The sequence below is a fragment of the Limosilactobacillus sp. genome (assembly GCF_051873075.1).
Classification (GTDB): domain Bacteria; phylum Bacillota; class Bacilli; order Lactobacillales; family Lactobacillaceae; genus Limosilactobacillus.
In genome coordinates, this window is record NZ_JBJEEM010000057.1 from 1 (window position 1) to 24,905 (window position 24,905).

At 48.3% G+C, this 24,905-nt stretch carries 27 protein-coding genes, 1 tRNA gene, 1 riboswitch and 1 other annotated feature; of the genes, 16 read left to right on the forward strand and 12 right to left on the reverse strand.

Going from position 1 to position 24,905, the window contains the following annotated elements; translation table 11 throughout:
* Positions 1 to 7 precede the first annotated feature (7 nt).
* Positions 8 to 1,171 (forward strand): chloride channel protein, encoded by a 1,164-nt coding sequence (locus ACI31J_RS06335; RefSeq protein WP_439773622.1) that lies wholly within the window; start codon positions 8 to 10, stop codon positions 1,169 to 1,171.
* A gap of 60 nt (positions 1,172 to 1,231) precedes the next feature.
* Here ACI31J_RS06335 and ACI31J_RS06340 read toward each other — a convergent pair whose 3' ends face one another.
* Entirely contained in the window at positions 1,232 to 1,573 is a 342-nt protein-coding gene (locus tag ACI31J_RS06340) for a hypothetical protein (protein ID WP_439773589.1), read from the reverse strand.
* Positions 1,574 to 2,019: 446 nt separating this feature from the next.
* Positions 2,020 to 2,263, forward strand: a binding site (T-box leader).
* Positions 2,264 to 2,317: 54 nt separating this feature from the next.
* Between ACI31J_RS06340 and mmuM the strand changes: the two genes are divergently transcribed.
* Complete coding sequence (gene mmuM / locus ACI31J_RS06345) at positions 2,318 to 3,244, forward strand: homocysteine S-methyltransferase (protein WP_439773590.1); 927 nt, start codon at positions 2,318 to 2,320, stop codon at positions 3,242 to 3,244.
* Positions 3,245 to 3,246: 2 nt separating this feature from the next.
* The gene (locus ACI31J_RS06350; RefSeq protein WP_439773591.1) at positions 3,247 to 4,662 is read left to right on the forward strand and encodes an amino acid permease; all 1,416 of its coding nucleotides are present in this window, start codon (positions 3,247 to 3,249) and stop codon (positions 4,660 to 4,662) included.
* A 337-nt stretch (positions 4,663 to 4,999) separates the two neighbouring features.
* Here the strand turns inward: ACI31J_RS06350 and thiE are convergent, their stop codons facing one another.
* From thiE to ACI31J_RS06370, 4 genes are all read right to left on the reverse strand, one after another.
* Entirely contained in the window at positions 5,000 to 5,650 is a 651-nt protein-coding gene (gene thiE / locus ACI31J_RS06355) for a thiamine phosphate synthase (RefSeq protein WP_439773592.1), read from the reverse strand.
* Positions 5,650 to 6,462 carry a bifunctional hydroxymethylpyrimidine kinase/phosphomethylpyrimidine kinase gene (thiD, locus tag ACI31J_RS06360; RefSeq protein WP_439773593.1) on the reverse strand — a complete coding sequence of 271 codons (813 nt, stop codon included), beginning with the start codon at positions 6,460 to 6,462 and terminating at the stop codon, positions 5,650 to 5,652. Before thiD ends, thiE begins: the two co-directional genes overlap by 1 nt.
* Positions 6,452 to 7,267, reverse strand: a complete 816-nt coding sequence (thiM, locus tag ACI31J_RS06365) for a hydroxyethylthiazole kinase (protein ID WP_439773594.1) — start codon at positions 7,265 to 7,267, stop codon at positions 6,452 to 6,454. The genes thiD and thiM overlap by 11 nt, the downstream gene beginning before the upstream one ends.
* Positions 7,268 to 7,324: 57 nt before the next feature.
* Positions 7,325 to 7,430, reverse strand: a riboswitch (TPP riboswitch).
* A gap of 58 nt (positions 7,431 to 7,488) precedes the next feature.
* Positions 7,489 to 8,346 carry a patatin-like phospholipase family protein gene (locus ACI31J_RS06370; protein WP_439773595.1) on the reverse strand — a complete coding sequence of 286 codons (858 nt, stop codon included), beginning with the start codon at positions 8,344 to 8,346 and terminating at the stop codon, positions 7,489 to 7,491.
* A gap of 117 nt (positions 8,347 to 8,463) precedes the next feature.
* Here ACI31J_RS06370 and ACI31J_RS06375 point away from each other — a divergent pair, with 117 nt between their 5' ends.
* From ACI31J_RS06375 to ACI31J_RS06385, 3 genes are all read left to right on the forward strand, one after another.
* Positions 8,464 to 9,225, forward strand: coding sequence for a hypothetical protein (locus ACI31J_RS06375; RefSeq protein ID WP_439773596.1), 762 nt, complete (start codon positions 8,464 to 8,466; stop codon positions 9,223 to 9,225).
* A gap of 67 nt (positions 9,226 to 9,292) precedes the next feature.
* Positions 9,293 to 10,333, forward strand: a complete 1,041-nt coding sequence (locus ACI31J_RS06380; protein WP_439773597.1) for a lipoate--protein ligase — start codon at positions 9,293 to 9,295, stop codon at positions 10,331 to 10,333.
* Positions 10,323 to 11,489, forward strand: a complete 1,167-nt coding sequence (locus tag ACI31J_RS06385) for a mandelate racemase/muconate lactonizing enzyme family protein (RefSeq protein ID WP_439773598.1) — start codon at positions 10,323 to 10,325, stop codon at positions 11,487 to 11,489. Before ACI31J_RS06380 ends, ACI31J_RS06385 begins: the two co-directional genes overlap by 11 nt.
* A gap of 43 nt (positions 11,490 to 11,532) precedes the next feature.
* Here the strand turns inward: ACI31J_RS06385 and xerS are convergent, their stop codons facing one another.
* Positions 11,533 to 12,603, reverse strand: a complete 1,071-nt coding sequence (xerS, locus tag ACI31J_RS06390) for a tyrosine recombinase XerS (protein WP_439773599.1) — start codon at positions 12,601 to 12,603, stop codon at positions 11,533 to 11,535.
* Positions 12,604 to 12,736: 133 nt separating this feature from the next.
* On the opposite strand from xerS, the gene ACI31J_RS06395 reads away from it, so the two are divergent.
* From ACI31J_RS06395 to ACI31J_RS06405, 3 genes are all read left to right on the forward strand, one after another.
* Entirely contained in the window at positions 12,737 to 12,976 is a 240-nt protein-coding gene (locus tag ACI31J_RS06395) for a hypothetical protein (RefSeq protein ID WP_439773600.1), read from the forward strand.
* A 112-nt stretch (positions 12,977 to 13,088) separates the two neighbouring features.
* Positions 13,089 to 13,670 (forward strand): TIGR01440 family protein, encoded by a 582-nt coding sequence (locus ACI31J_RS06400; RefSeq protein WP_439773623.1) that lies wholly within the window; start codon positions 13,089 to 13,091, stop codon positions 13,668 to 13,670.
* Positions 13,671 to 14,171 carry an ECF transporter S component gene (locus ACI31J_RS06405; RefSeq protein WP_439773601.1) on the forward strand — a complete coding sequence of 167 codons (501 nt, stop codon included), beginning with the start codon at positions 13,671 to 13,673 and terminating at the stop codon, positions 14,169 to 14,171.
* A gap of 62 nt (positions 14,172 to 14,233) precedes the next feature.
* Here ACI31J_RS06405 and ACI31J_RS06410 read toward each other — a convergent pair.
* Positions 14,234 to 14,307, reverse strand: a tRNA-Pro gene (locus tag ACI31J_RS06410).
* A gap of 70 nt (positions 14,308 to 14,377) precedes the next feature.
* Positions 14,378 to 14,947, reverse strand: coding sequence for an RNA 2'-phosphotransferase (locus ACI31J_RS06415; protein ID WP_439773602.1), 570 nt, complete (start codon positions 14,945 to 14,947; stop codon positions 14,378 to 14,380).
* A 92-nt stretch (positions 14,948 to 15,039) separates the two neighbouring features.
* On the opposite strand from ACI31J_RS06415, the gene ACI31J_RS06420 reads away from it, so the two are divergent.
* Together ACI31J_RS06420 and ACI31J_RS06425 are read left to right on the forward strand one after the other, a co-directional pair.
* Positions 15,040 to 15,993, forward strand: coding sequence for a 3-hydroxyacyl-CoA dehydrogenase family protein (locus ACI31J_RS06420; RefSeq protein ID WP_439773603.1), 954 nt, complete (start codon positions 15,040 to 15,042; stop codon positions 15,991 to 15,993).
* A 3-nt stretch (positions 15,994 to 15,996) separates the two neighbouring features.
* On the forward strand, positions 15,997 to 16,287 hold the full coding sequence (locus ACI31J_RS06425; protein ID WP_439773604.1) for a hypothetical protein: 291 nt from the start codon (positions 15,997 to 15,999) through the stop codon (positions 16,285 to 16,287).
* A gap of 45 nt (positions 16,288 to 16,332) precedes the next feature.
* Here ACI31J_RS06425 and ACI31J_RS06430 read toward each other — a convergent pair whose 3' ends face one another.
* Complete coding sequence (locus tag ACI31J_RS06430) at positions 16,333 to 17,181, reverse strand: aldo/keto reductase (protein ID WP_439773605.1); 849 nt, start codon at positions 17,179 to 17,181, stop codon at positions 16,333 to 16,335.
* Between the two features lie 803 nt (positions 17,182 to 17,984).
* Between ACI31J_RS06430 and ACI31J_RS06435 the strand changes: the two genes are divergently transcribed.
* The 3 genes from ACI31J_RS06435 to ACI31J_RS06445 all read left to right on the forward strand — a co-directional run bounded on the left by ACI31J_RS06435 (position 17,985) and on the right by ACI31J_RS06445 (position 19,712).
* Positions 17,985 to 18,920 carry a hypothetical protein gene (locus ACI31J_RS06435; protein WP_439773606.1) on the forward strand — a complete coding sequence of 312 codons (936 nt, stop codon included), beginning with the start codon at positions 17,985 to 17,987 and terminating at the stop codon, positions 18,918 to 18,920.
* A 218-nt stretch (positions 18,921 to 19,138) separates the two neighbouring features.
* Positions 19,139 to 19,369: an AbrB/MazE/SpoVT family DNA-binding domain-containing protein gene (locus ACI31J_RS06440; RefSeq protein ID WP_439773607.1), complete on the forward strand. Its 231-nt coding sequence runs from the start codon at positions 19,139 to 19,141 to the stop codon at positions 19,367 to 19,369.
* Positions 19,350 to 19,712: a type II toxin-antitoxin system PemK/MazF family toxin gene (locus tag ACI31J_RS06445; RefSeq protein WP_439773608.1), complete on the forward strand. Its 363-nt coding sequence runs from the start codon at positions 19,350 to 19,352 to the stop codon at positions 19,710 to 19,712. Before ACI31J_RS06440 ends, ACI31J_RS06445 begins: the two co-directional genes overlap by 20 nt.
* Before the next feature lie 181 nt (positions 19,713 to 19,893).
* On the opposite strand, the gene ACI31J_RS06450 is transcribed toward ACI31J_RS06445, so the two are convergent.
* The 3 genes from ACI31J_RS06450 to ACI31J_RS06460 all read right to left on the reverse strand — a co-directional run bounded on the left by ACI31J_RS06450 (position 19,894) and on the right by ACI31J_RS06460 (position 22,730).
* Positions 19,894 to 20,682 carry an acetoin reductase gene (locus ACI31J_RS06450; protein ID WP_439773609.1) on the reverse strand — a complete coding sequence of 263 codons (789 nt, stop codon included), beginning with the start codon at positions 20,680 to 20,682 and terminating at the stop codon, positions 19,894 to 19,896.
* 490 nt (positions 20,683 to 21,172) lie between these two features.
* Positions 21,173 to 21,730 carry a metal-dependent hydrolase gene (locus tag ACI31J_RS06455; RefSeq protein WP_439773610.1) on the reverse strand — a complete coding sequence of 186 codons (558 nt, stop codon included), beginning with the start codon at positions 21,728 to 21,730 and terminating at the stop codon, positions 21,173 to 21,175.
* 109 nt (positions 21,731 to 21,839) lie between these two features.
* Complete coding sequence (locus tag ACI31J_RS06460; RefSeq protein WP_439773611.1) at positions 21,840 to 22,730, reverse strand: LysR family transcriptional regulator; 891 nt, start codon at positions 22,728 to 22,730, stop codon at positions 21,840 to 21,842.
* A 134-nt stretch (positions 22,731 to 22,864) separates the two neighbouring features.
* On the opposite strand from ACI31J_RS06460, the gene ACI31J_RS06465 reads away from it, so the two are divergent.
* Both ACI31J_RS06465 and ACI31J_RS06470 read left to right on the forward strand, forming a co-directional pair.
* The gene (locus ACI31J_RS06465) at positions 22,865 to 23,860 is read left to right on the forward strand and encodes a zinc-binding dehydrogenase (protein WP_439773612.1); all 996 of its coding nucleotides are present in this window, start codon (positions 22,865 to 22,867) and stop codon (positions 23,858 to 23,860) included.
* Positions 23,861 to 23,873: 13 nt separating this feature from the next.
* Complete coding sequence (locus ACI31J_RS06470; RefSeq protein WP_439773613.1) at positions 23,874 to 24,722, forward strand: SDR family oxidoreductase; 849 nt, start codon at positions 23,874 to 23,876, stop codon at positions 24,720 to 24,722.
* Positions 24,723 to 24,905: the final 183 nt, after the last annotated feature.

Below are 24,905 nucleotides of genomic sequence, written 5' to 3' on the forward strand. Positions count from 1 at the left end.
CGTCGTCCTGGACTTGACGGAGCACCTCTTCCTCCACTTTCAGGAGACGAATCTAATTCCGGTTGACGTCTCCGCCGGGGGAATGCGCCGGTTTGCCTCGGTCTTGATTGGGGGGATCATTTCGGCAATCATCTGGTATCTCCTGCAACGGAACTACAAGCCAGTCAAGTTGGGGAAGGCCGTCAAGGGTCAACAGATGCCGTTGGCGAAGACCTTGATTCATGTCTACACACAGATCTTCTTCGTAGGGACCGGGAATTCCATCGGTCGGGAACTGGCACCACGAGAAGCTGGTGCCGCGCTGGCGCAGAAGTGGGAGGACCTCTTCCAAGACAACCGCTTTCTGGGATTAGACGCTGAAGATCGACGGATGATCACGGCCGCTGCGGCGGGGGCCGGATTCGCCGGGGTATATATTGCGCCCATCACCGGTGCCGTCTTCTGCATGGAACTGCTGTACAAGAAGATTAACGCCCGGGTTATTGCTGTCAGCCTGACGATGTCCGTAATCGCCACGCTGATCGGCTCAATCGTTAAGGGTTACCAGCCGTACTATCTGGTTGGGTCTAAGACCTTTCAGCTGCAGAGCCTTCCGTTGGCCTTGGTCCTTGGACTGGTCTGCGGTTTCTTGGGCACCCTGTTTAAGAAATACATTGGTGTAGCCAAGGCTCACCGGGCAACGAAGATCAACATTTTGGCGCAGTTGCCAGCAGTCGCCGCAGTTACCGGTGGAATTGCCGCTTTCTTCCCCCAGATCATGGGGAATGGTCGAGGGCTGGCACAGATGGCCATGAATACTACTTCGCATAGCAAGGCTGTGATTTTGGCCCTGCTCTTTGGCCTGGTCGCCAAGGTCCTCGTGACCCTGTTTGTCATGAAGTGCGGCGGTTACGGTGGTGTCCTGACGCCATCAATCGCGGTAGGGGCGGTAATCGGCGCCTTTGCGGGGATGGCCTACATCAGCTTCGTGCCTGGCGTAACGATGGCCCAGGCCGCGGCCTTAGGGGCTGCTTTCCTGCTGGCCGCCTCGCAACAGGCACCATTGATGGCGATGTTTATGCTGTTTGAAGTTTGTCACCTGAACTTCTCCGCATTCTTGCCATTGGCAATGGGGGTCGCAATTTCGATCTCCTTGTCAAAGTGGCTGCAAACGAAGGCCTTCTTCGCCTAATATATAATTAAAGGACGATGTTCACAAACCTCATGAACATCGTCCTTTTTTGGCATCAAATTATTTTTGCTGGTCATCGTCTTGAATCGTAACGTTTTCTTCCTGGTCAACATTGTAGCGAGCCAGCAGAATCTGCTGGTACTTGTCCTCAATGACCTTGTCGACGGCCGTATCGTCGATTTTAGGCATTTCTTGTCGAACTTTTTCGAGGACCTCATCGTTGAATTGCATTTCTGGCTTTACGGTTTCCTTGCCGGTCAAGACGGCCACGGTCTGGTCGTAATCGAGTTCCTGGGTGTCCCAGCTGGAACGGTCCGCGTCTGGTTGGTGAAGAACGTCGTCGCGGCCCTTCAGATCCTCGCGGAAACCATTTTCGTCGTATTTGTATTGTTCATCTGCCATACATTTCACCCCTTACCACAATAATTTAGCGCATTCTGTTTTGGCTGTCTACTCTTGCTGTTCCGGCTTTATTAATGAAGGCGAGGAGGGGATGGCGATGAAAAGGGATCCGCAACGGCGCTATGTAATTTTGCTGACGGTATTTATTGTGGCCTGTTTTATCCTGCTGACTTTGTCGGAAGAAGTGGCTAAATTGTAAGGAAATTTAGCGATTTGGATTGATAGACGCAACCTTATATCAATACCTGCTAAGGGTACAGATGAAACGGAAAACTCACTTGATGTTTGGAAGACATGATAGTTCTAAATACAGTGCCCCCTTTTTAAATGGGGATTGAGCGTAAGCAGCTTTTTAATTGCCTTGCTGGCGCCCATGGTACCAAATAACATTAAAATATTCTTGACATCACATTGCGGGCTCGATATACTAATCACAATTTATATGAGAATTCGCTGAGAACGAATGAGTAATTAATGATAGATTTATCAGAGAACTGTGATTGGTGAAATGCAGTATTTCTAAAGTTAATGAAGATGGTTCGGGAGCGATTGATCGGTGAATGATTAGCAGATCACGGTTTGGCCACCGTTAACACGGCTACAAATTTATTGTTGCAATAAGTTTGCGTGAGTGCAGGAAAATTGATATTTCCTGAAGTAGGGTGGTACCGCGATTAAAACGTCCCTTGAAGAGATCAACTTCTTTTCAAGGGACGTTTTTTTATTTATAAGGAGGCTGTAAGGATGACAACTAAAATTACTGAAGAACTAACAAAACCATTATTAATTGACGGGGCAATGTCGACAGCGTTAGAACAGCTCGGGGTAGAAACAAATAATTCATTATGGACGGCAAGTGTTCTTGCCAAACAACCAGAATTAGTTAAACAAGTTCATCGCGAATATTTTAACGCCGGGGCTCGTTTAGCCATTACGGACACTTATCAGGCTAATATCCCAGCATTTGTTAATAATGGATATTCTGAACATCAAGCACACGAGTTGGTTCGGCGGGCGGTCAGCTTAGCTAAGGAGACTCGGGACGAATATCAACAGAAAACGGGAACTTATAATTATGTTGCCGGCTCGCTTGGCCCTTACGGTGCATACCTTGCTAACGGGAGTGAATATACTGGTGATTATCACCTAAGTACTGCAGAATATCAGCAATTTCATCGCCCACGGTTAACTGATATTTTAAGTGTTGGCGTTGATGTCCTTGCAATTGAAACTCAGCCGCGTCTTGATGAGGTTCTTGCCGAATTGGCTTTAGCTCAAAAATTATCGCCAGATACTCCATGCTACGTTAGTTTTTCGTTGAAAGATCATAATAGTTTAGCAGATGGCACACCTTTATCGGTAGCAACCAAAGCAGTGTCAAAATATCTGAATGTGTTCGCAATCGGTGTTAATTGTATTCCTTTGGAAGAGGTTGCGCCTGCCGTTGAACTAATTCACGAGGCAACGGATAAAGCAATTATTGCTTATCCAAATTCCAGTGCCATTTACAATCCCCAGACTAAAACATGGACTTATCCAAAGGGAGAGCGAAGTCTTGCCAGCTATTTACCACAATGGTTAGGTGCTGGCTTGACGATTGTCGGGGGATGCTGCACTACCACACCGCGGGATATTGCTGAACTGCATGAATACCTGAAAGGGGTTGAATGATAATGGCCAAAAAGACACATTTAGCACGTGAGATGAGCGCCCGTCATATTCAAATGATTGCCCTTGGTGGGGTTATCGGCACTGGCCTTTTCCTTAGTTCAGGCTACACGATTCATCAGGCGGGTCCGCTGGGAACGGTTATTGCCTACCTCATTGGTGCTTTAATTGTTTATGCTGTAATGCTGTGTTTGGGGGAATTAAGTGTTGCAATGCCTTATACTGGTGCATTTCATGTCTACGCTAAAAACTTAATTGGGCCCGCAACTGGCTTTACGGTTGCCATCCTATACTGGTTAACCTGGACGATTGCTATGGGCTCGGAATTTACGGCGGCCGGTTTAATAATGAAGCGCTGGTTTCCCCATGTTCCTGTCTGGTGGTGGAGCTTGCTTTTTATCGTTATTATTCTTCTTTCAAATATTTTTACGGTTAAAGCATTTGCTGAGAGCGAATTTTGGCTAGCTTTGATTAAAGTGGTCGCCATCTGTTCCTTTATTTTACTAGGAACCTTAGCAGTTGTTGGGGTTATTCCGATTAAAGGGTACCAGCATGCGCCACTTCTAAGCAATTTTACTAAGGATGGCTTATTTCCAAGCGGGCTCGGGGGCTTATTTATGACAATGCTGACGGTTAACTTTGCTTTTTCTGGAACAGAGTTAATCGCTATTACAGCAGGCGAAACGAAGCATCCCGAAAAGACTTTACCGAAAGCAATTCATACTACTTTGTGGCGATTAATCATTTTCTTTGTCGGTAGTATGATTGTAATGGCTTCCTTAATTCCCTATAAAAGAGCCGGGGTTACGCAGAGTCCATTTGTCTATGTCTTTAGCCAGATGGGAATTCCATATGCCGCTGATTTAATGAACTTTGTTGTCTTAACTGCGATCATTTCTGCTGCTAATTCCGGTTTATATGCTTCGACCCGGATGCTTTGGTCACTAGCTAATGAAGGGACGATTCCTGCAGTTATTGCTAGGACTAATAAACGGGGGATTCCAGTATTGGCACTTTTGTTAAGTATGCTTGGCGGTGTTTTAGCCTTACTTTCCAGTATTTATGCTGCGGACTCAGTCTACCTGGTTCTTGTCTCCATTTCTGGTTTAGCCGTTGTCTTCGTGTGGATTGCTATTTCCCTTTGTGAGTTGATTTTTCGACGGCGCTTTTTAGCAGCTGGTCATCATTTGAGTGAATTGAAGTACCGGACGCCATGGTACCCCGTTGTTCCCTGGTTTGCTTTGATTGCGAGCACTCTTTCTTGTGTCTTAATTTGGTTTGATCCGCAACAACGAATTGCCCTGTATTGCACAGTACCGTTTGTCATTGCTTGCTATGCTGTTTATTATTTGCAGGCCTTTTGGCGAAAGCAAACTGCAAAGAAAAAGGCTTCGCCGGTTGTAAAAATAAGGCTGAAGTAGGGCCATTTGAACTAAATTCAAAGTAGAGGGAAAAGTACCAACTTGGACATGAAGTGCAAGCAAAAAAGGTTAGGCAAAATTGAATATTTAAGCTGTTAAGGTATGATTTCGGTACTCAACCGGGACATACCTTTTGTTTTCAAGGATATTCGCTCGCAATTAAAATAGTGAATGTAGCGATACGATAGTTTTGTACTTAAGGCATAGGGATTCATAAATAATCTGTGCCTTTGATTCTGGAGAATATTTGGTTATAAAAATGTGCCTCACAATCATTAGAAATTTGTCTAACAATTATGAGGCACTTCAGAGCCCCGTGATGATAAGGCCTAGCTTTTTACTTATATGCCGCCCGCATCAGTTCAACGGTGCCCGCAATATCGCTACTGCCGAGAATCATGGAAATAACCGCTACCCCGGCAACACCCGTATTGAGGACGTCGGTCAGGTTGGCTTGGCTGATCCCGCCAATGGCCACCATGGGGTGCTGACTGGCAGTGTTCAATTGTTTCAACTGCTCAACCCCGATGGCGGGATCGGCATCTCCCTTAGAGTTGGTGGTGAAGACCGGTCCCGCACCGATGTAGTCAACAGCCGATAAGCGGTTGGCTTTGGCGATCTCCGCCGCGGTATTGCAGGAATAGCCGATCAAAAGTTTCCCGCCAGCCCGCTGGATTACCTTTTCGATTCGCTGGTCCTTTTGGCCGACATGCACGCCATCCGCTTCGACCTGCAGGGCCAGTTTCTCGTCATCGTCGATAAAGTAAGGAACCTGGTATTGCCGGGTAAGTTCACGCAAACGATGGGCCAGCTGAACGGTCTCGGCGTGATTAAGCAGAGAGCCGTCCTTTTCACGGTACTGAAAGGCAGTGACCCCGGCTTTCAGGGCCGTTTCAACATCGCGTAGGAACCGGTCGGGGTCGTTTCCCGTATCCTGGGTGCCACCGACCAGGTAGACCCGGAGCATGTTAGGATCAAAAACAGTCATCATTTGTCCTCCTCAATCTTGGCCCAGTGGTTGAGGGGACCATGGCCGTGGCCGACATTGATCCCATCGCGAATGGTGGCTTCAACGTAGTTCTTACCGATCCGGATGGCTTCTTCCATGGTATGACCCTTAGCCAGTTCTGCTGTGATGCATGCTGAAATGGTGTCGCCGGTTCCGTGGGTGTTATGCGTATCAACCCGCGGGGCGGTCAGCCAGAAGCTACGACCGCTTTCGAGCAGGACAAAGTCATTAGCCTCGTCTGCACTGTTGAAGTGGCCGCCCTTAACCAGGACGTTTTTGGCACCGAGCGCCTGCAGCTTCTTTCCAGCGGCGATCATCTCGTCTTCAGTCGTGATGGTCATCCCCGTCAACTTCTCGGCTTCGGGGAGGTTCGGGGTCACCAGGTCAGCCAGCGGAACCAGTTCGTCTCGGACAACGCTGATGGCGTCTTCGCTGAGCAGTGGGGCGCCCCCCTTGGCAATCATCACCGGGTCGACGGTGAGGGGACCGAAGTCGTACTTCTTGAGGTTGCGGACAACGGCCTTGACGTGGTCGGCATCAGCCAGCATCCCCGTCTTGCAGGCCCGGATGTTCAAATCCGCGGCAAGTGACGCAAACTGCTCATCGACCATCTTGAGCGGCATTGGGAAGGCATCCTGAACTCCCAGGGTATTCTGGGCGGTGACCGCGACCACGACCATGGTAGCGAAGACGTGTCGCATTTGCATTGTCTTCAGGTCGGCTGCAATCCCGGCACCACCGCCGCTATCGGTTCCTGCGATCGTCAGTGTTTGCGGAAAATCATTTGTCATCATTATCGTTCCTTTCTTTTGCTAATTGATTGACCAGTTTTTGGCTATCCAGCTGGCTTAATTCATCGAAGAAGCATGATTGCCATTGACCGAGTCCGGTTGACTGCTGGGCCGCCAGGGCACCGGCAACGCTGAAGAACTTGGCTGCCAGGGCGCTGCCGACGACGGGGGTATCGCTAACGACGAGGTAGGCGGCGGTGATGCTGGATAGCATGTCGCCACTGCCCACGTTGACGGTCAGCATGGCTGTCCCCGTTGGATTGATGAAGGTATCCTGCCCGTCCGTCACAATGTCGGTCGCTCCCGTGAGACAAACACAGGTGTGGTAGCGCTGGGCACACTGCTTGACGACCGTGACGGGGGACTGCTGGCCTTCACCGGCATCAATGCCGTGGCCGGTGCTGTCATAGCCGGCTAGTGCTGCGATCTCACTGGCGTTTCCGCGGATGACGGTGAAGTAATAGTCGGTGAGCAGTTGCTTAGCAATCTTCAGCCGGTAGCTAACACTCCCGACGGCCACGGGATCGAGAACTACTGGGCGCCGGCCCGCGTTGGCGTCCAAGACGGCCCGGATCAGGGCCAACTGTGTTTGGTTGATCGTGCCAAGGTTGATCGTGATGGCATCGGATAGGTTAACCAGCTCGCCAGCTTCTTCGGGTGCCTTCGACATGATCGGTGAGGCCCCGCAGGCACTTAGACCGTCGGCCACCTTGTCAGCAGTGACGTCGTTGGCAATGGTTAAGACCACCGGGTTCTTGCGGCGGACGCGGTCGACCAACTGACAGGGCAAATCAGTGTTTTCCATTCTACAAACATCCCTTTCCAAAATAAAAACCGCCAATCGGAAGAACCCGATTGGCGGCTTGCAATATAGGCATTTTCCTACGCGAGCACTAACTCACAGGTTCTAGAATCCACGCTTGATGAGCGTATCTCAGTCCGGCACACGGACACTCCTAATGCGATTGTTTAATTTCTGCTTTTAGTATAACACTTATTGGTCGCTAGTTTACTTGTTTCTGAAGATTACTGCTCAAGGTAGCTAAGCAATTGCGGCAAAACCGCGTTAGTTTCCTGCTTGCCCGTTTCGTATAACTTGACCAGTTTCTTAGTGTTGCCCTCAATCCGGCTGACCTTGACCGGGTGTTGGGGGGCAATGGTGAAGAACTGCTTTTCTTCGGTGAGCCGGTTGATCTCGTCAACCTGTTGGTTATAAACGGTTGGTCGGTTGATGACCGCCTTAACAAAAAGCGGGTAGTCTGGATAGTAGCGGTGAAGAAGCTGGGTCAAGCTTCGACTGGCCGGCTTCTTATGGTAGTTGATATCGCGGGTCCGGACAATCACGATTTTCTTGTAGCCCTGTTGCTGGGCGATGTCGTATGGGATTGAGTCGGCCACCCCGCCGTCCAGACACAGTCCCTTGCTGGTCCGCTGCGGTTTGGAAATGATTGGCATCGAAGAAGAAGCCTTCAGTGCGCGGGTAAGGTCATCCCCAACCGGGTCGGTAAAGGTCACGGCCTTCCCATCAGTCAACCGGGTGGCCACGGCCGTAAAGTGCGAGGCCGAACGCTGGTAGGCCTGGTCGTTAAAGTTATGCCATTGCCAACCATGGTCTTCGAACAAGTAATCCAGGTTGATGATACTCCGGCGGTGAAGCAGGTGGGTAAATGAAATGTAGTCGCGATCGTGACGGTGGTGGATGTTGATTGTCGCCGGGCGGCCATATTGCTTGGAGACGAAGTTGGCTCCGCACAACGACCCGGCCGAAACCCCGATCACGCTGCGAAATTCAATGTGGTGAGCCAAAAAGGTGTCAACCACGCCGGCGGTATACTGCCCCCGAAAGGCCCCGCCTTCCAGGACTAATGCTGCATCATATAACATAAGAGACGCTCCCTTAAAAGTATTAATTGGTATTATACAATACTTATCAAATAGATGGAAAATAGCTGATTGCGTTCGGGTGAAAAAAGAAGATAATTATAAACGGGAGGTATTGACGTGAGTATGAACTTGACTGACCGCCAGCGGGTACAGCTGGCCCAACGCGAATATCGTAACTGGCGAGTTGGCCAGCTGGTGAAATTGCCGGGCCAGCTGATTATTGGACAAGTCGAGCGGGTCGCCAATACCGCTGACGGGTTCCGAGCGACGGTAGTAAGGCACACTGCTCGGGAAAAGGTCGTGCTCCTGCGGGGATCCTCCGGGATTAAAAATGGTGACCCGACGACCTGGACAAACGAATGGCTGCGGGTCAACCTGCCGGTGGGGGATGCCATCCTCCACCAGTTGCCAACTATCCCCGCCGAGATGTGGACCGCGGCAAACTGGTTAAACCAATTGATGGCCGCTAATCCAACGGCCATCTTCTATCTCTACGGGCACTCCCTGGGTTCCATCAATGGACAGTTTGCCCTGGCTAATTGCCGCTACCCGAACCAGGTGGCGGGAGCCTGGCTATACGAAGGGCCGAACCTCTACTGGCTCTTGAATGTGCAACAGCGAAAGAAGGCCTTGAACCTTCGCTGTCGGATCTTTAATTATATTGATCCGCGAGACGTGGTTGCCTTGGGCTACCTTGATCTGCAGCATACGATTGGCCTGTTGCGGATCGTCCAATCTACCTTGATTAGCCCGATTGGTCAGCACATGTGGGGCGGGTACCAATTCGACCAGACTGGTCGCCTGCTATTAGCGGACGAAAGCGAGCTGCATTATCGGGCCCTCCTGGATCGCTACCTGTTCAAACGGGCGCAGCGTTAATCACCCTGAGAGTTTTCAAACATTTTTGCTGGATAAGGCATATAATTAACCTGAGAAGGTGTATAAAATGATTTATATTGATACCAGTGAAGATGAAGAATATTTTAAGGATCCGGTCATCCCAGAGGCACTATCAGTCTACCTGCAGAAGGCACCCCAGTTTCACGGTCAGGAACTCTTGTACTTCTACCACCCGATGGGACCGGTGGTGATCCTAGGCCACTACCAGGATGTCTACCACGAGGTGAATTTCCCGTACCTGCGGGAACACAATATTGGCCTGGTCCGGCGCAATCCTGGTGGTGGGGCGGTCTTTGTGGATCCTGGGGACCTGACTTTTGTTTATATTGACACGGCCCAGAAGGTCAAGACCCCTAAGTTCTCTCATTACATTCAGCCCATCCTGACGGCCCTGCACGAGGTCGGCATCGATGCTCAGCAGACCGGGCGCAATGACCTGACCTACCAGGGGAAGAAGTTCTCAGGGATGGCGTTTGCCCAAATCGAGGACCGGGTGCTCTACGGCGGGACCCTGATGTTCGACGTGGACACGGCAATGGCCAACGCCGCGCTGACCCCGTCGAAATCAAAACTGGCTGATAAGGGGATTAAGTCGGTCCGCAGCCGGGTTACCAACCTGAAGCCATTCATCAATCAGGACGGTTTTACCCGGGATGACCTTCAGCAGCTAATCCTCAAACACGTCCGGGCCCTCAACCCCGATATTCAGACCCGGCGCCTGACGCCTGCCGAATGGTCGGCGATTAAGGAATTAGCCAAGAAGAAACTTGGCACCCATCAGTGGATCTATGGTAGCGGGTTAACGGATTATTACATTGACGCCTACTTCCATGGTGTTGGGAGCTTTGGCCTAGGCTTTAATCTTCGTGATCATCACCTGACCGACGTGAAGATCCATGGCGACCTGATTTCAATGGACCAGGCGACTGCTGATCGGTTAGAAAATCAGCTGACTGGCCAGCCCCTCGACCAATCGGCCCTCCAGGAGAAATTAATGGATTTGGGCCTCGATGACCTGCTGGCGGCAGGGGCCAGTATGGAAATTGCCGATAAGATCGTTAGGACGGTGAAGAATCATGCCGATTAGTCGGGTAACCATCTTCCAGTTAGATTGGGGGCAACTCGCGCCAATTTGGCACCCGGTAGTGGTGATGGTCCAGACGACGGCCGGTCAACGCGGCTGGGGTGAAGCCGGGCTTGCCTATGGTACCGGCGCCACTGGGGTCGTCGGTGTTTTGAAAGAGTTGGCGCCCCGCATTATCGGCCGTAGCGCCTGGGAAAGCAACGCCATCTGGACCGATTTTTATGAGCATACCTTTTGGGCAAAGAACCCGGGCAGTATCATGTATGCCGCCATCAGTGCCCTGGACACCGCCATTTGGGATCTGAAGGCCCGAAGTATTCACCAGCCCCTTTACCAATTGCTGGGCGGGAAACTTCGCGATCAGTTACCGGCCTATGCTAGCCATATCGAGTATGGGTGGGGGCCGTTTTCGCGCTACGTGACTGCACCGCGTGATTTTGCCCGTTTGGCGCAGCGGACCGTTGACCAGGGATATTCGGCAATCAAGGTTGACCCGATTACCCAGGAACGTGAGCACAGCCTGGTCACTAATCGCCGCCTGCTTAGCCCCGCGCAGCTTAATTGTTATTACCAGCGGGTGGCAGCAATCCGGCAGGCAGTCGGCCCGGACATGCGGATTATCATCGATTGCCATGCCAACCTCACGCGCCGGTCCGCTCAGCAGTTGGTTCAGTGCCTGGCCCCATTGGGGATCGACTACTATGAGGAACTGCTGCCGACGATTGATCCGGCCCAGACCGTCCAACTGGCCCGGGAGACGGGGGCTAATCTGGCGGTCGGTGAGCACCTTACTGGTCCCCAGACCTACCTGCCGCTGATCAAGGATGTGGCAATGGTTCAGCCGGACCTGGGTAACTGCGGCGGGATTACCGCGGCACTCAAGATTGCCGCCTTAGCAGAGACGAACGGGGTCGGATTGCAGCTCCACGTCTGCGGCAGTCCGATCGCTACTGCCACTGCCCTTCAGTTTGAGGCCGCCTGCAGCAGCTTCGTGATCCACGAGGAGCATGAAATCAATCTTAAGGCTGCTAATTATCAGTCTGGAAAGTGCCACTACCAGCCAGTGAACGGCCAGTACCAGCTTCCTAATCATCCGGGAATTGGCCAAGAGTTGAGCCCATGGGCCATCAGGCATGCACGGATAACTGTTATTGAGTAATAAAAAAGCAACCAGTGAATTTGAAAAACTCACTGGTTGCTTTTTAATGCTGATCGGGGTGATCGCTGATTTCTTGCAGGGCCGCGCGCTGCTGCTTTTGATCGACGTGGGTGTAGAGATCCGTCGCGGAAGTTCCCTTCTGGCCCAGCTGCTGCGCTACCAAGACCTGGTCTTTGGTTACGTCGTAGAGTTCTGAGGCAAGGGTGTGACGGAGTTTGTGGGGGGTTAGGGGATGACCGAAGGCGGTTGAGTACTTTTTAACCATCCGCTCAATGGAATTAGCCGTCATCCGTCGCGTTTCCCCGTGATAGACAGTTAAAAAGCAGGCCACATCCTTCTTTACGGCATGGTAGCGTTGGGCCCGAACCCGTAAATAACTCTGCAGGTAGGGGATTGCCCAGGGAGCAATTGGAACCGAGTCCCGCTGGCCCCCTTTACGGGTAACGTCGAGAAGCTGTTGCTTGAGGTTGAGGTCACCCAGGTTGACGTTTGCCGCTTCCGAGACCCGAACCCCGGTACCAAGGATGAGGGTGATGATCGCAATGTCCCGCTCTCGGTTATGTTTGAACGGTTTTCGAGCCCGTTTGTCGCACTTTTGCGGGTATTCATTCTCGATGAAGTTGATAAAGTCAAACTTCATCTGGCCGCGGTACATATGGGAAGCAAGGGTATGGGCACGGTAGTTCAGGGTCTTGGTATCGTTGAGCGCGTCAATCTTCAGCATGACGTTACGGTAGAAGTAGGGTTCCCCGTCCTTAACATCGGCCGTCACCGTCAGAAACTTAAATAGCGAGCGTAGGGCGTTGATGGACCGGTTAATTGAGGTTGGCGAGTTCAGGTGGCCCTGCGCGTTGGTGCTGTGCTTCAGGTGGTCGATGTACAACATAATATCATTGCGCCGGAGCTTGGCCAGGGCGTCGACGGGAATACTTTGATTATCTTTTGCATCGACTAGGCCGCTAACTCGCAACCAGTCGAAGAAGCGCCGGATCTCCGTCAGGTACTGGTAAGTAGTAGTGACGGCATGGTTGGTGCCGAGGTAATATTCATTGACGTAGTCCGGGAGCTTGGTGAGCTCCTCGTTGATCAGCTTGAGGTATTTATCTGCTTCCAAAATATTCACTCCATAAAATCATGATTACTCATCCCTATTATAACGTATCGTCGTAGGCGAGTCGTTATCCAACTGTTATACTACCAAAGTGCTATAATAAGGAGCACCAAGTTAATTGAGGGGGAGTGTTTTTATGCGTTTGGAGAAGAATAAGGCATACGCCGAGGTCTTGCGTCAGCTTTCCACGGCTGAGCTGCTGGATCGGTATTATGATGATCCAAAGATGGTTGATCGTGTTCTAAAGGGCCACGGGGATGCTGCAGAATTAAATGCTGGGTCACTGACTATCAACGGGGTCAAAATGTCAGAGCAGGATGCCCGTGACTACCTGATTATGCAACTAGTTAAGCGAGCCGATCCAGATCCACGGTAAACTAAAAACTGTCATCTCGGGAACGAGGTGACGGTTTTATTTAGTTGTGTTAAAATATTAGCAATCGATGAGATTATCGTGAGAAAATCAAGAGAAAGCGTGATTGATTAATATGGTAGATTTGAACCAAATCAAGCAACAGACCAAGCAGGGATTGACTGAGCTGCTTGACCAGGCACACCTTGAGGCAGGCGACCTCTTCGTTCTGGGGCTGAGTACCAGCGAGGTCCGCGGGGGACAGATCGGCGAAGATTCGAGCATTGAGATTGGTCGAGTAATTGTGAAGACGATCCTTGATGTCCTGCAGCCACTAGGGATTCACCTGGCAGTTCAGGGTTGCCAGCACATTAACCGCGCCTTAGTCGTTGAAAGGGCGGTTGCTAAGGAGTACGGTCTTGAGCAGGTAATGGTTTACCCGCAGATCCATGCTGGCGGGGCTGGTCAGATTGCGGCCTTTGAGAACTTTAAGGAACCGATCGAAGTTGAACATATCCAGGCGAATGCCGGAATGGACATTGGTGATACCGCAATTGGCATGCAGGTTAAATTCGTCCAGGTCCCGGTCCGGACGTCCGTGAAGACGATCGGGCAGGCCCACACCACTTACTTGTCATCACGTCCTAAGTATATTGGTGGTCCTCACGCTAAGTATACCTGGGATCCCTTCAACAAGAAGCGTCAGGAGGATGACTAAATGAAGAATAACCAGCGTTTGCGTCGTCTGACCCTGGCTGCCCTGTTGTTGGCGCTGGCGGTTGTTTTAGGGCGCTTCTTTATCATTCCAATTCCGTGGACCCATGGTTACATTAACCTCTGTGATGCCGGGATCTTGATTGCGGCCATGTTGCTGGGTCCAGCCTACGGAACGGCAGTTGGTGGTTTCGGGGGGATGTTTTTGGACCTCTTGTCGGGTTACCCCCAGTACGCCCTGTTTTCCCTGATTGCTCATGGACTGGAAGGATTAACAGCCGGTTACTTATCACGACGGGCTGGTAATCGGCGTGGCTACCAATGCCTGGCCCTGATGGCCGGGGTAGTGGTTATGACACTTTGCTACTTCTTTAGCGACTCCTTCATGTACCATACCTGGATGGTCGGTCTCCTGAGTATCGGGGGTAACCTCCTGCAGGGAATTATCGGTGGGGCACTGGCCTGGTGGCTGGTTCCGCACCTGCGTAAAAGAATTCAGCAATAATAAATAAGAAGCACCTGATTATTCAAACGATCAGGTGCTTCTTTAAGTTTAAAAATAAAAAATCGGAAAAACAGGATTCGAACCTGCGACCCCCTGGTCCCAAACCAGGTGCTCTACCAAGCTGAGCTATTTTCCGAAATCATATCTGCGTTCCTTAACGAACGAGTATTATATTATCAAGAAAAATGGGATTCGTAAAGCCTTTTTTAAGAATTTCTTGAATTATTTGGTAAAATGCGGAAAAAGCGGGCCGGAACTTCATCTGCTAGCCAAACTTGCTCATTGCCAACATAAAATTTAATTCCAGCGTTCAAAGCCGCCTTAGTGTCAATTTCTAAGATAACTGGGTAATTATCATGACGGGCACCGACTTGGTAGGCAGTTTGGATATCCGTTGAAAGATGGACGAACTGACGTTGCATTGGGAGCAGACCGAGTTCCTGGATGCTGGGTAAGAAGCGTCGGGCGGTGCCGTGATAAAGTCGTGCTGGCGGGGTGGCTTCCCGGTGGTGAATGATTCCCGGAATGGAATGGCCATAGAGTGCACAGATTCGTATACCCTTGATTTCAAAACGCTGCTTATCGCTCTGGGCAATTACCTTGGCGATGTCATCCCTGGTTAGGGCCAGGTGGTGAACGTGGTTAATGGCAGCGATAAAGTGATCTAGGTCCGTGTATCCGTACTCATCGAGTTTAATGCCATACTTGGCGGGATTGTGACGGAGGGCATAGGACATTTTCTTGCTAATGTATTTTTGCCTATTATTATTTTGCATTTAATCATCCCCTATTCATTAGTTATAGTAACATGTTGAGCAATGTAAAATGGTATAATCAAATTAATAGCCAGATAAAGGGGTGTTATGAGATGAAGTTAACAGATATCAAAACAATTACCAATATTGGTGCCGGAACAATGGGCCATGCGACGGCTCTCCAGTTTGCGATGGCTGGTTATCCAGTTCGGCTATACGATTACCAGCAAGCAGGGTTGCAGAGGGGACAGAAAGCAATTGCCCATGACCTAGCGACCTTTGAGCAGGCGGGGCTATTAACAGAGCCGGCAGACGAAATCTTGAAGCGGATTACGTGCACGACGGACTTGGCACAGGCCTGTCAGAATACCGATTTTGTCATCGAATCAGTCGTCGAGGACCAGCAAATCAAGCAACGGGTTTGGCGGGAAGTAGAACAACTGGTGGGACCAGAAGCAGTCCTGGCTACCAACACTTCTGGTCTGAGTCCAACGGCCCTGCAGAGCGTCCTCGAACGGCCAGGACGGTTTGTAGTTGCTCATTTCTGGAACCCTGCACAATTAATGCCCTTAGTTGAGGTAGTACCAGGGAAGCAGACCAACCAGGGAACCGTTGACCTAACAGTGGCGTTGATGAATAAGATTGGTAAACACGCTGTCCCCCTGAAGAAGGAGGCACTGGGCTTTGTGGGCAATCGGATCCAGCTTGCCGTGTTGCGTGAGGCCTTCCACATTGTTGACGAAGGGATTGCGAGCCCTGAGGCAGTTGACGACATCATTAAATACAGCCTGGGACGGCGGTGGAACTTGGTTGGCCCAATCGCCAGTGCAGACTTAGGGGGCTTGGACGTCTTCAAGAACATCAGCTCATACCTTTATGCCGACTTAGCAAATGCCACGAAGACCGATCCCACCCTTGAAAAGATGGTTGATGATGGTAAACTGGGGCTAAAATCTGGTCAAGGCTTCTATGATTGGCAGGGGGATGCTGGACAGCAAATGGTTGCTGACCGTGATGCGGCACTCCTCAACCAACTGAAGAGTGATCATAAGACAAAGGAGCGCTAAGCAATGCGACAAGAGATTAAGCAGTCAACGACGAATGGTCGGGTGACGATCAACCAGGCCGACGGGACTGCCGTTTACTTTAGCAACGGCGGGGTTGATGGCGAATTTGAAGTGATTATTACCGATCAGGAGACGGTCCCGGCACTATTTGAAAAGGTTGGCGAGTTTGCTGGTGAGTACTCTATCAAGGGTCTAAAGCTGGGTGCCGCCACCCCGGTTGTCAAGCTTTCTGGAAAGTATGTGGTGTATAGTAATACCGCAGATGGTAATGTGATGCTGGTAAAGCAAAAATAAATAAAGCTCCCTTGCTGGGTAATTCCTGCAAGGGAGCTTGTTAGTTTAAATCGTTGCTAGAGGTTGCTTGCTCGTCGGAGATGGGAAATGCTTGCTGAGCGCAGCCAATTCATTAGGAGCAAGGGAAATTTCCAAGGCTTTGACATTATCAAGGGCGTGCTGAGGCGTGGCAGCCTTGGGGATGCTGAGAGCGTTGCCGTGGCGCAGTGTCCAGGCGAGCATTATCTGATAAACACTAGCATGGTGGTTAGCTGCCAATTCCTGTAAAAGGGGATCCGCGGTAAGCCGGCCTGAGATCGTATCGGCTTGGGCGAGCGGGGAGTAGGCAATTAGCGGCAGATGGTGGTTGTTCATTAGGGGGATGAGGTCGAACTCAATGCCACGTTCGTCGAGGTTATACAGGTCCTCATTGGCCAGACAGTTTTTCCCGTTTGGCAGCTGCCACAGTTCGTGCAGGTCGGCCACGTCGAAGTTGGAAACGCCCCAGTGCCGGATTTTCCCCTTTTTGACCATTGCTTCCAACGCATCCACGGTCTCTCCTAACGGAACTGCACCGCGCCAGTGTAACAGGTAAAGGTCAAAGTAATCCGTGCCGACGCGTTTCAAGCTCTGATCAAGACTCGTTTCTAGCTGGCGGTGACTGGCATTTCCCGGGAGAACCTTGTCGATGATATAAAGTTTCTCCCGGGAGTAACCGGCGATGGCGTCCTTGACGACATCTTCAGCTCGGCCCATGCCATACATTTCAGCTGTATCGATAACGGTGGCACCATGATCGAGGGCGGTTCGGATTGCTTTGATTTCTGTTAAGCGTTGTTGCGGATTATCCCCGATATGCCAGGTACCAACTCCGATGGCTGGGAGAGTAGCGTCGCCAAGCTTTACTATTTGCATTAATATCTCCTCCTTAGTAAACGGTTTTTCTTTATTTTAACATATACTAAATAGCGCTTACATGAATGAAATCGGTAGTATTTAGTGTTAATTCTTTATAATAAAATCAATAGAGACCTGTTTAAGCTGTCGGCAATAGTGTATGATGGTATATGTTAAAAATTGGGGGAGTTGTAGATATTGGGAATGTTATTAGATCTTATCACGAAGAAAGAATATTTTGTGTGTCCAAACTGTCATGAGCACTATGAATTTAACCATAGTCAGGTTAAGAGCTTGATCAAGAAGTACGGCCATGTCAACTGCTACTATTGCCGAACTGAATTGAAACGCATTGATGAATAAAAAAACATGTTCTTGGTAAATTGCTGTAGAGCATGTCTTTTTTGTTAAAACCTTTTAATCGGGCCACTAAACCTCAGTGGGGCAAGAGTAGTGTGCCGGCGGACTTGACGAAAATAAAACATCATTTGCTAAATTAACCAAAATTGAATAGCCTAAGTTCAGCGGGTTTGTAAAAACTACGGGCTGGATAAGAGGCGTTGCAAAAGCAGCGGGTTTCTTATTCAGCCTGTAATTTTTCCTAATCGATGTCTTTTGCATACGCAGGTACAGGATAGGACTGATTAGGCGAGGCGGTTTAGTAGGGCTAATCTCAGGACTTGGGGCAAAGCATTCTAAACGGGGATGCTTCGTTATGCATCAGCGAATGTACTGAGCATGCTTTAGCAAGGGCTGTTATCTAATAATTGTTTAGGATATACTAATTGCTAACGAAAGATGAAAGGGGTAGGTAATCATCTATGATAGATTTTGAAAAAGATTTATTTCATCAAACTTATAAAGTGGGCGAGCAAAGTAAAGTAGGAAAATACTTGATGAATAGTGTAGCGTATGGGTCATTACAAGATCTTCAGATTAGTGAAGATACCATTTTAATTGATACCGTTGAAACAAAAAGCCCCAACTATACGTATTCAAAAATTGCGTTGAGTAATAGCGGCGCGACCGTATTAGCAATCGGCTGGAATCCTGGGACCAATCGCGGAGAAGAAGATTCTGCTGTCTGGTCCAAGGTGGCAAGTGAGCGCGCAAAAAAAGACAAAACGCTGCGAAACGAAGTTAGAAAAATAGCGAATAAAGATAAGTATACAAAGAAGGAAGTTAGCGAAGCGTACAAAAAATTTGAAAGCCTGGATCCCACAAGGCGGAACCTCATAAAGCTAATTAGTAATACTTTTGACGAGAAGATAAAAGAGCTTATCATGATCGATCTGATTAGCTGTCGGACCGCTCGAATGAATGGGCAATATATATTAGGCGATGACGCGACTCCGCTTAAGGAAAAATTTACTAGACTTATCGGCGCAGAAAATCAAGACTTCCTCGCCGACTGGTTAGAAAAGGCTACGTATGTTATTCCTTGCTGGGGCAGAAGTTTATCCGCCGCTTCTAAGAAAGAAAAATCGGCGCCGGTGGAGGAAAAATTAAAGCCGCGCCTTATCGAATACCTGTATGGAGCAGACAAAGAAAAAGGAATAAGAGATCTTCTAGCTGAGAACTTAGAAGGGAAAAATGTGTACACAATCAGAAACCGTTTAAGTGAAAAGAATCCGCCACTTCATCCCATCCACCCTGGAGCCAATAATGATGAAAAATTAGTGTCCAATGATGGGTTTGACCTAAACGACATATATTTTTTCAAGCCTTCTAAAAGACGACGAACGAACAAAAAATGATGTTTATAATAGATGGTGTGTTTAAACAAAACTATTCGTTTAATTAGAGTTGGCAGCCATAATGAGCTGTTCCATAAAGATCTAAAGGAGTTTTCAACGAAAATAATTAAAAATAGCTCTCAGACATAATAAAAGTTGAGGTATCTGTCAACTGGTAGTAATGGATTTTATGATATAATATATATAAAATATATATTAGTGTGAAAGGGAAGATTGTTATGACAGTAAAAATCAGAAAGGTTGGGACATCCAATGTTCTGACTGTCCCCAAATCCATTAAAAATCCACAAAAAGAGTACGAGGTATATGAAGGTCGAGACGGAGCTATTGTCTACCTGCCAAAAAAGAAGAATCCTTTTGAGGACCCTGAGTATGTTAAGAGTCATTTGTATGACGGAGATGATACGGGATTTGTCGAAGGAGAGGTAGATGATAACGAACTCCTTTAATAATCAATACATTCCTAGCAGGCAAGACTTAATATGGATTAACTTTAAACCGTCAACCGGAGAAGAAATTCGTGGGAGACATCCTGCGTTAGTCTTAAGTTCAAAAGAGTATAGTTTGATTACGGGACTTGTTATTGTCGTTCCAATAACTCATGCACGTAATAATCGTCTAAAAGACTTTTTCATTCCTTTACATGCTAAAAAGCTAGAGGGTTATATTAATCCATTACAAATCTTTAGTTTTAGTATTCGTAAACGGCATGTTGAATTTGCTGATGAAGTAGCGGATACACAGGATTGGGCGCAAACAATCCAAACGCAAAAAGAAATACTGGGAATCTAATACCATGAGTTTGACAATAAGCTATTTACGATAAACTATATTGATGATATATTCATTGACTTTGCTGAATCATTAAAACTATAATTTTAATGACATGTTGATTAGAAATAAAGTGTCTTCCCTAATATTAAAAAAGCTCTTGTTAACCGGATTTTACTGGTAACAAGAGCTTTAATTCTAGTTAAATCATCCGCATCCCACCATCAATCTGGACCGCTTGGCCGTTCATATAGTCTGATTTAGGCGATGCCAGATAGGATACAAAATCAGCAACTTCAGCGGGCGTTTCTGGTTTACCAACCGAAATACTGCTTGAGAATTTCTTCCAATAATCGCCAGGATGGCCGCCAAGCAGCTTTACCATGTCACTGTCGATTTGCTTCCACATTGGCGTATCAACGATGCCTGGGCAATAAGCATTGACCGTGATGTGCTGTTTGCCAAACTCCTGAGCAGCTACCTGAGTCAATCCACGAACGGCAAATTTGGTGCTACCATATGCGGCCATTAAGGCATCCCCAAAGTGGCCAGCAACACTTGAGGCGTTGATGATCTTACGGACCTTGTCGCCATCAGCTTGCTTCTTAAATTGGGCAACCGCGGCTTGAATTCCCCAAAGATCACCGAAGACGTTGACGTGGTAGATCTTTTCAAGGTCGTCTTCGTTAATGTCCATGACCGGCTTGACAATCATGATCCCGGCATTATTGACATAAGTGTCCAGCCGACCAAAGTTATTTACCGCAGCCTTAACGAACTTCTCGTGATCGGCTTTCTTGGCAACGTCACCTTGAACCGCCACGGCCTTATGACCAGCTTGCTGGATGCTTTCCGCAACCTGCTTGGCGTTATCCTCGTTTAAATCAGCGATTACAACAGCATACCCGTCATCAGCTAACTGTTCGGCGATCGCCTTACCGATGCCTTGACCGGCACCAGTAACCACTGCAACCCGATTATCATTAGACATATTAACAGCTTCTTTCTAATGTTGCCTATGCATTAAACTATAATAACTATCATTGTTTATATTATAGCGCTTTCATTAGTTAGTACAAAAGAAAAGGCATTACTATCAAGTAGTTTTATCTATTAGTAAAACATGTAAAATTATATATGCTAAAATAAAAAAGTGCACTGGCAACCACCAATGCACGAGTGTTACTATAAGGAGCTGATCTTTTTGGGGACGTTCTTTATTGCGCTTGGCTGGTGGTGTATTGCAGTACACCAGAACAAGAGCGCTACCGTTAAGCTATCAGCCTAATTGTTGAATATGATATATTCTCCGTTACGGTTATATTATAGCATGGTTTAGCGAGCTAATCGACCGTCTGGCATTTAGCTGGACGGTTTTTCTGCTTAATTGCACCTAATTGCTTTTTTACGAATACCACCCTACGGGAAAACAGCTTTTATCACCTTCAAGACCTTTAAAAAGACCAACATCAACTCTTTGATTAACTCACTATCCTAAGTATCCAGCAAACAGTCATCACTATAACTGCGATTAACGCCAAGTATCTACAAAGAAGTTCAAAGACGCCACCGACTTGGTATCCGGGTCCCCACCAATGGTCAATCACTCGCCTGTGGCCTTTAACGGGAATCAAGGGAGCAAATAAATTGAGGCTGCGGTTACTAAAGTAGTCTTCTAACAGGTGGAGTAAGTAGCCGATGGACAAGCCCTGATAAAAAGCGGACCACCAGTCTTGTGGCCACCAAATTACGAGCGGATGCACCTTATTCATCAGCCAAAACAAGAGGATGCTAAATCCCAGCCAGCCAAGGATGGTATGGGTGATTCCCCGATGCTTGAAGAAATGGCCGAGATTAACTGGGAGCCAGTGGTTAATCCTGCTGCTCGGCTGGTCGATGTCAGGAATTGAAGCGCCAATTGCCGTTGCTGCTAATAAAGAAACTACTACGGGAACACTGAGCATCCCTTGTTCCCTTGTATTTAACGCCAGGGCTTCAACTAATGCCACACTGCAGATTTGGTGTGATCGTGTTAGCAATCTGGTCACCTCCCCTTTTCTCTTAAAGCCTGAATTCCGGTACGATTGTCACACCCCTCCCCTTTTCAGTCCTAGCAATACGAGCCGTCTAGCTTTAGCTGGGCGGTTTTTAATTAGCGCTAAGAATTGATTGAAAAGCGATGAAATCGCTAATAGCTGGTTTGCTTGCTTCTTTTAAAAACGCCATTCCCACCGGGAAACGATTTTTCTCTTCCGCGATGTCCTTCAACGGGAGCTTTACAATATGCGGGTCAGTTAATTGTACCCCGTCCGCGGGCAGAAACATAAACGAGTCAGAGAGCTTCAAATTCGAGAGCCCGGCGTCAGCGGAATTGACGCTGATCGTCTTGGGCCACCTTAGAAGCTTATCGCGCTGCTTCTTATAGAAGGATAGTCCCCGGTACGGCGGTTCCACCAGTGTTTTCCCTGCTAGTTCATCTTTGGAGATGGTCTTCTGTTTCTTATTGATGAAGCGATCGGCGATGTAGACAACAAAGCGATCGTTAAACAGAAAACGCCATTTGATTTTACTGTGCGGCACAATCGCCCCAACCACGATGTCCAACTGGTGATTTACTAATTGCCCCACCAGGTCATCCCCGAGGGTGTTGTCGACGGTAATGTTGATATTGGGGAATTCACGCTTAAATAGCTCGATTTTATCTAAGATATTATTCTTTTCGTCGCTAATGTATAGCCCAATCTTTAAATGCTGCTGGGCGTGGGAGCTTGCCGTTACCCGCTGTATTTGATCGAATCGCTGGAGTAAATTTGAATACATATTCAGTATCTTCTCGGCAGAAGGCAGTAAGAGCTCGCCGTACGCCGTTAATGAGATATTGTGGTACGAACGCGTGAATAGCTGAACCCCTAACTCGTCTTCGAGCCGTTTGATTTGGTTGCTGATTGTTGGCTGTGTCACAAATAAATTACTGGCGGCTTTCGAAAAGTTTTTAGTGCGTGCGACTTCCAAAAAGTACCTAAGTTCTCGTTGGTTCATATTACTCTCCCTTGATGTATCGGATTTAACTATCATACTTCTGATTTTAAAACTATTTTACGCCAACCACAACAGAACCTATCCTTGAATTGTAAAGATTGTTACTTCTTTAATAAACAAGGAGGGAATGTATTATGTTACGAAAATCAGTTTATTGGCCGAAAGCCAAAGTTGCGGAGTATCACGAAGAAGAGATCAGTGCGGAGCCGAAGCCGGGCGAGGTTCTTATCTCAAATCATTTCTCATTGGTCAGTCAAAGCTCTGAATTCCAATGGTTGGAGAGTGACCTCTCACACGTTGTTCTAGGAACCACCTTCCCGTTCATTCCCGGGTACAGTTCAGCCGGATATGTTCTGAAGGTTGGTGAAGGGGTTAAAGACTTTCATGTCGGCGACAAAGTTATTGGTGCCCCGGTCTATGGTGCCCACTCAAACCTGACTTTTGTTAAAGCGGATGATGTCTACCACGTGCCGGATAACGTCAAGCTGGACGATGCTGTTTTCTATAACTTAGGAATGACGGCGATCTATTCCCTCCATATGGCCCAACTACAGATGGGCCAGTCATTAGCCATCATTGGCTATGGGGTTGTGGGAAAAATTGCCTTGCAAGTGGCCAAGGCCAGTGGTGCCCACCCGATTATAGTCCTGGATCGTAACGATAAAATGATCGAACTGGCCCGGCAAAATGGTGCCGATTATGCTTTTAAGCCCGACGATATCGCAAATATTAAAAAAGCCCTGGATTCGATGGGCGGCGGCGTTGATGTTTCCCTTGATGCTTCCGGTAGCAACCAAGGAATCAACCAGAGCTTAGACCTCGCCAAACCATTCGGCACGGTCATTTGGTGCTCGGCGACGAACAAGCCACAAACGATTGATTATGGGAAGATGTTTATAAAGTGCCTGACCGTTAAGGGTGACTTTGTTAATACCGACATGGATCTTCAGCGGAAGAGCATTCGTGAGTTCCTGTGGCTATTGGGTGAACACCTAATCACCCTTCCTGATCACAGTGACACCATCTATGAACCAACCGATGAAAATATTAAGGATATTTACAGTCACGTATTAAAACACGAGAAAATGAAGAACCCGTTGTTCAAGTGGCGCAGTGACGATGAAAAGTAAGGAGAACCAAGACATGAAAGTATTAGTAACAGCATCCTATGGCCGCATTGGTCACCATTTAATTCCATTATTAGCCAAAGCCGGTGTTGAGGTCCGCGCGGTTGACCCCAATCCAGAACATGAAGAAGCGTTAAAGAAGCTCGGCGCTAGTGAAGTCATCATTGGCGACTTCCGCCGTGATGATGTAATTGAGCGTGAGGTTCAGGGAGTAGACAAGATTTTCCTGGTATTGCCTGATGGCCTTTCGGGGATGGTCGGTATGGCGGAGCGGCTGATTAATGCCGCAGAGTCAGCGGGCGTTCAACACTTTATCTTTAGCTCTTGCCTTAACACGGTTTCCGCCCTCCTGCAACATTGGGAGAAATACCAAGTGGAAGACATGTTGATGGGTTCAAAACTGCACTATACCATTCTCAAGCCTAGTGGCTATATGGAAATGCATTATCCCGCTGGGAAGGGTTCGATCTTTGAAACCGGGGTTTATACCGCACCAATTACGCCTGATCAGATTGGTAATTTGATTTCTCTAGACGATATCGCGGCAGCAGCCGCTAAAGTCATTTTAAGCGCTGACGAGTACTACTACGCATCCCTTGACTTATGCGGTGAAGAAAACTATACGACTAAGCAACAAGTAGAAATCATTTGTAAGGCCACCGGGAAAGAGCCCAAGTTTAATATCGTGCCGGCTCCGCACTTCCCAGATAATCCCCACGCCAGTGAGCAAATTGGGCGGATTGCTGCATATCACTCCAACCACCCATACGCGGGGAATGCCTTTGACTTTGAAAACTTGATGGGCCGTAAGCCAAAGAGCTTCGAAGAATACGTTAACGAGGTCGTAAGTAAGGCGAAGAATTAGTCCGCTCCCCTCTTCCACGTTTTAATGCTGATAGGATGAATTTTAGTAAAGTGCTGCCATCCCTATATTTTCGGGGAATGGCAGCTTTTTATTTTAAGTTGAGGTCCCTCGCCAACTCGGGAATGTGACTAATAATCTTCGGCGTATTAAAATAATATTATCAACATGTTTCGCGGAGGAAGA

Coding starts and splice junctions, on each gene's coding strand:
- ACI31J_RS06340 (WP_439773589.1), bottom strand. CDS start 1,573: ATGGCAGATGAACAATACAAATACGACGAAAATGGTTTCCGCGAGGAT.
- mmuM (WP_439773590.1), top strand. CDS start 2,318: ATGACAACTAAAATTACTGAAGAACTAACAAAACCATTATTAATTGAC.
- ACI31J_RS06350 (WP_439773591.1), top strand. CDS start 3,247: ATGGCCAAAAAGACACATTTAGCACGTGAGATGAGCGCCCGTCATATT.
- thiE (WP_439773592.1), bottom strand. CDS start 5,650: ATGACTGTTTTTGATCCTAACATGCTCCGGGTCTACCTGGTCGGTGGC.
- thiD (WP_439773593.1), bottom strand. CDS start 6,462: ATGACAAATGATTTTCCGCAAACACTGACGATCGCAGGAACCGATAGC.
- thiM (WP_439773594.1), bottom strand. CDS start 7,267: ATGGAAAACACTGATTTGCCCTGTCAGTTGGTCGACCGCGTCCGCCGC.
- ACI31J_RS06370 (WP_439773595.1), bottom strand. CDS start 8,346: ATGTTATATGATGCAGCATTAGTCCTGGAAGGCGGGGCCTTTCGGGGG.
- ACI31J_RS06380 (WP_439773597.1), top strand. CDS start 9,293: ATGATTTATATTGATACCAGTGAAGATGAAGAATATTTTAAGGATCCG.
- ACI31J_RS06385 (WP_439773598.1), top strand. CDS start 10,323: ATGCCGATTAGTCGGGTAACCATCTTCCAGTTAGATTGGGGGCAACTC.
- ACI31J_RS06395 (WP_439773600.1), top strand. CDS start 12,737: ATGCGTTTGGAGAAGAATAAGGCATACGCCGAGGTCTTGCGTCAGCTT.
- ACI31J_RS06400 (WP_439773623.1), top strand. CDS start 13,089: ATGGTAGATTTGAACCAAATCAAGCAACAGACCAAGCAGGGATTGACT.
- ACI31J_RS06405 (WP_439773601.1), top strand. CDS start 13,671: ATGAAGAATAACCAGCGTTTGCGTCGTCTGACCCTGGCTGCCCTGTTG.
- ACI31J_RS06415 (WP_439773602.1), bottom strand. CDS start 14,947: ATGCAAAATAATAATAGGCAAAAATACATTAGCAAGAAAATGTCCTAT.
- ACI31J_RS06420 (WP_439773603.1), top strand. CDS start 15,040: ATGAAGTTAACAGATATCAAAACAATTACCAATATTGGTGCCGGAACA.
- ACI31J_RS06425 (WP_439773604.1), top strand. CDS start 15,997: ATGCGACAAGAGATTAAGCAGTCAACGACGAATGGTCGGGTGACGATC.
- ACI31J_RS06430 (WP_439773605.1), bottom strand. CDS start 17,181: ATGCAAATAGTAAAGCTTGGCGACGCTACTCTCCCAGCCATCGGAGTT.
- ACI31J_RS06435 (WP_439773606.1), top strand. CDS start 17,985: ATGATAGATTTTGAAAAAGATTTATTTCATCAAACTTATAAAGTGGGC.
- ACI31J_RS06440 (WP_439773607.1), top strand. CDS start 19,139: ATGACAGTAAAAATCAGAAAGGTTGGGACATCCAATGTTCTGACTGTC.
- ACI31J_RS06445 (WP_439773608.1), top strand. CDS start 19,350: ATGATAACGAACTCCTTTAATAATCAATACATTCCTAGCAGGCAAGAC.
- ACI31J_RS06450 (WP_439773609.1), bottom strand. CDS start 20,682: ATGTCTAATGATAATCGGGTTGCAGTGGTTACTGGTGCCGGTCAAGGC.
- ACI31J_RS06460 (WP_439773611.1), bottom strand. CDS start 22,730: ATGAACCAACGAGAACTTAGGTACTTTTTGGAAGTCGCACGCACTAAA.
- ACI31J_RS06465 (WP_439773612.1), top strand. CDS start 22,865: ATGTTACGAAAATCAGTTTATTGGCCGAAAGCCAAAGTTGCGGAGTAT.
- ACI31J_RS06470 (WP_439773613.1), top strand. CDS start 23,874: ATGAAAGTATTAGTAACAGCATCCTATGGCCGCATTGGTCACCATTTA.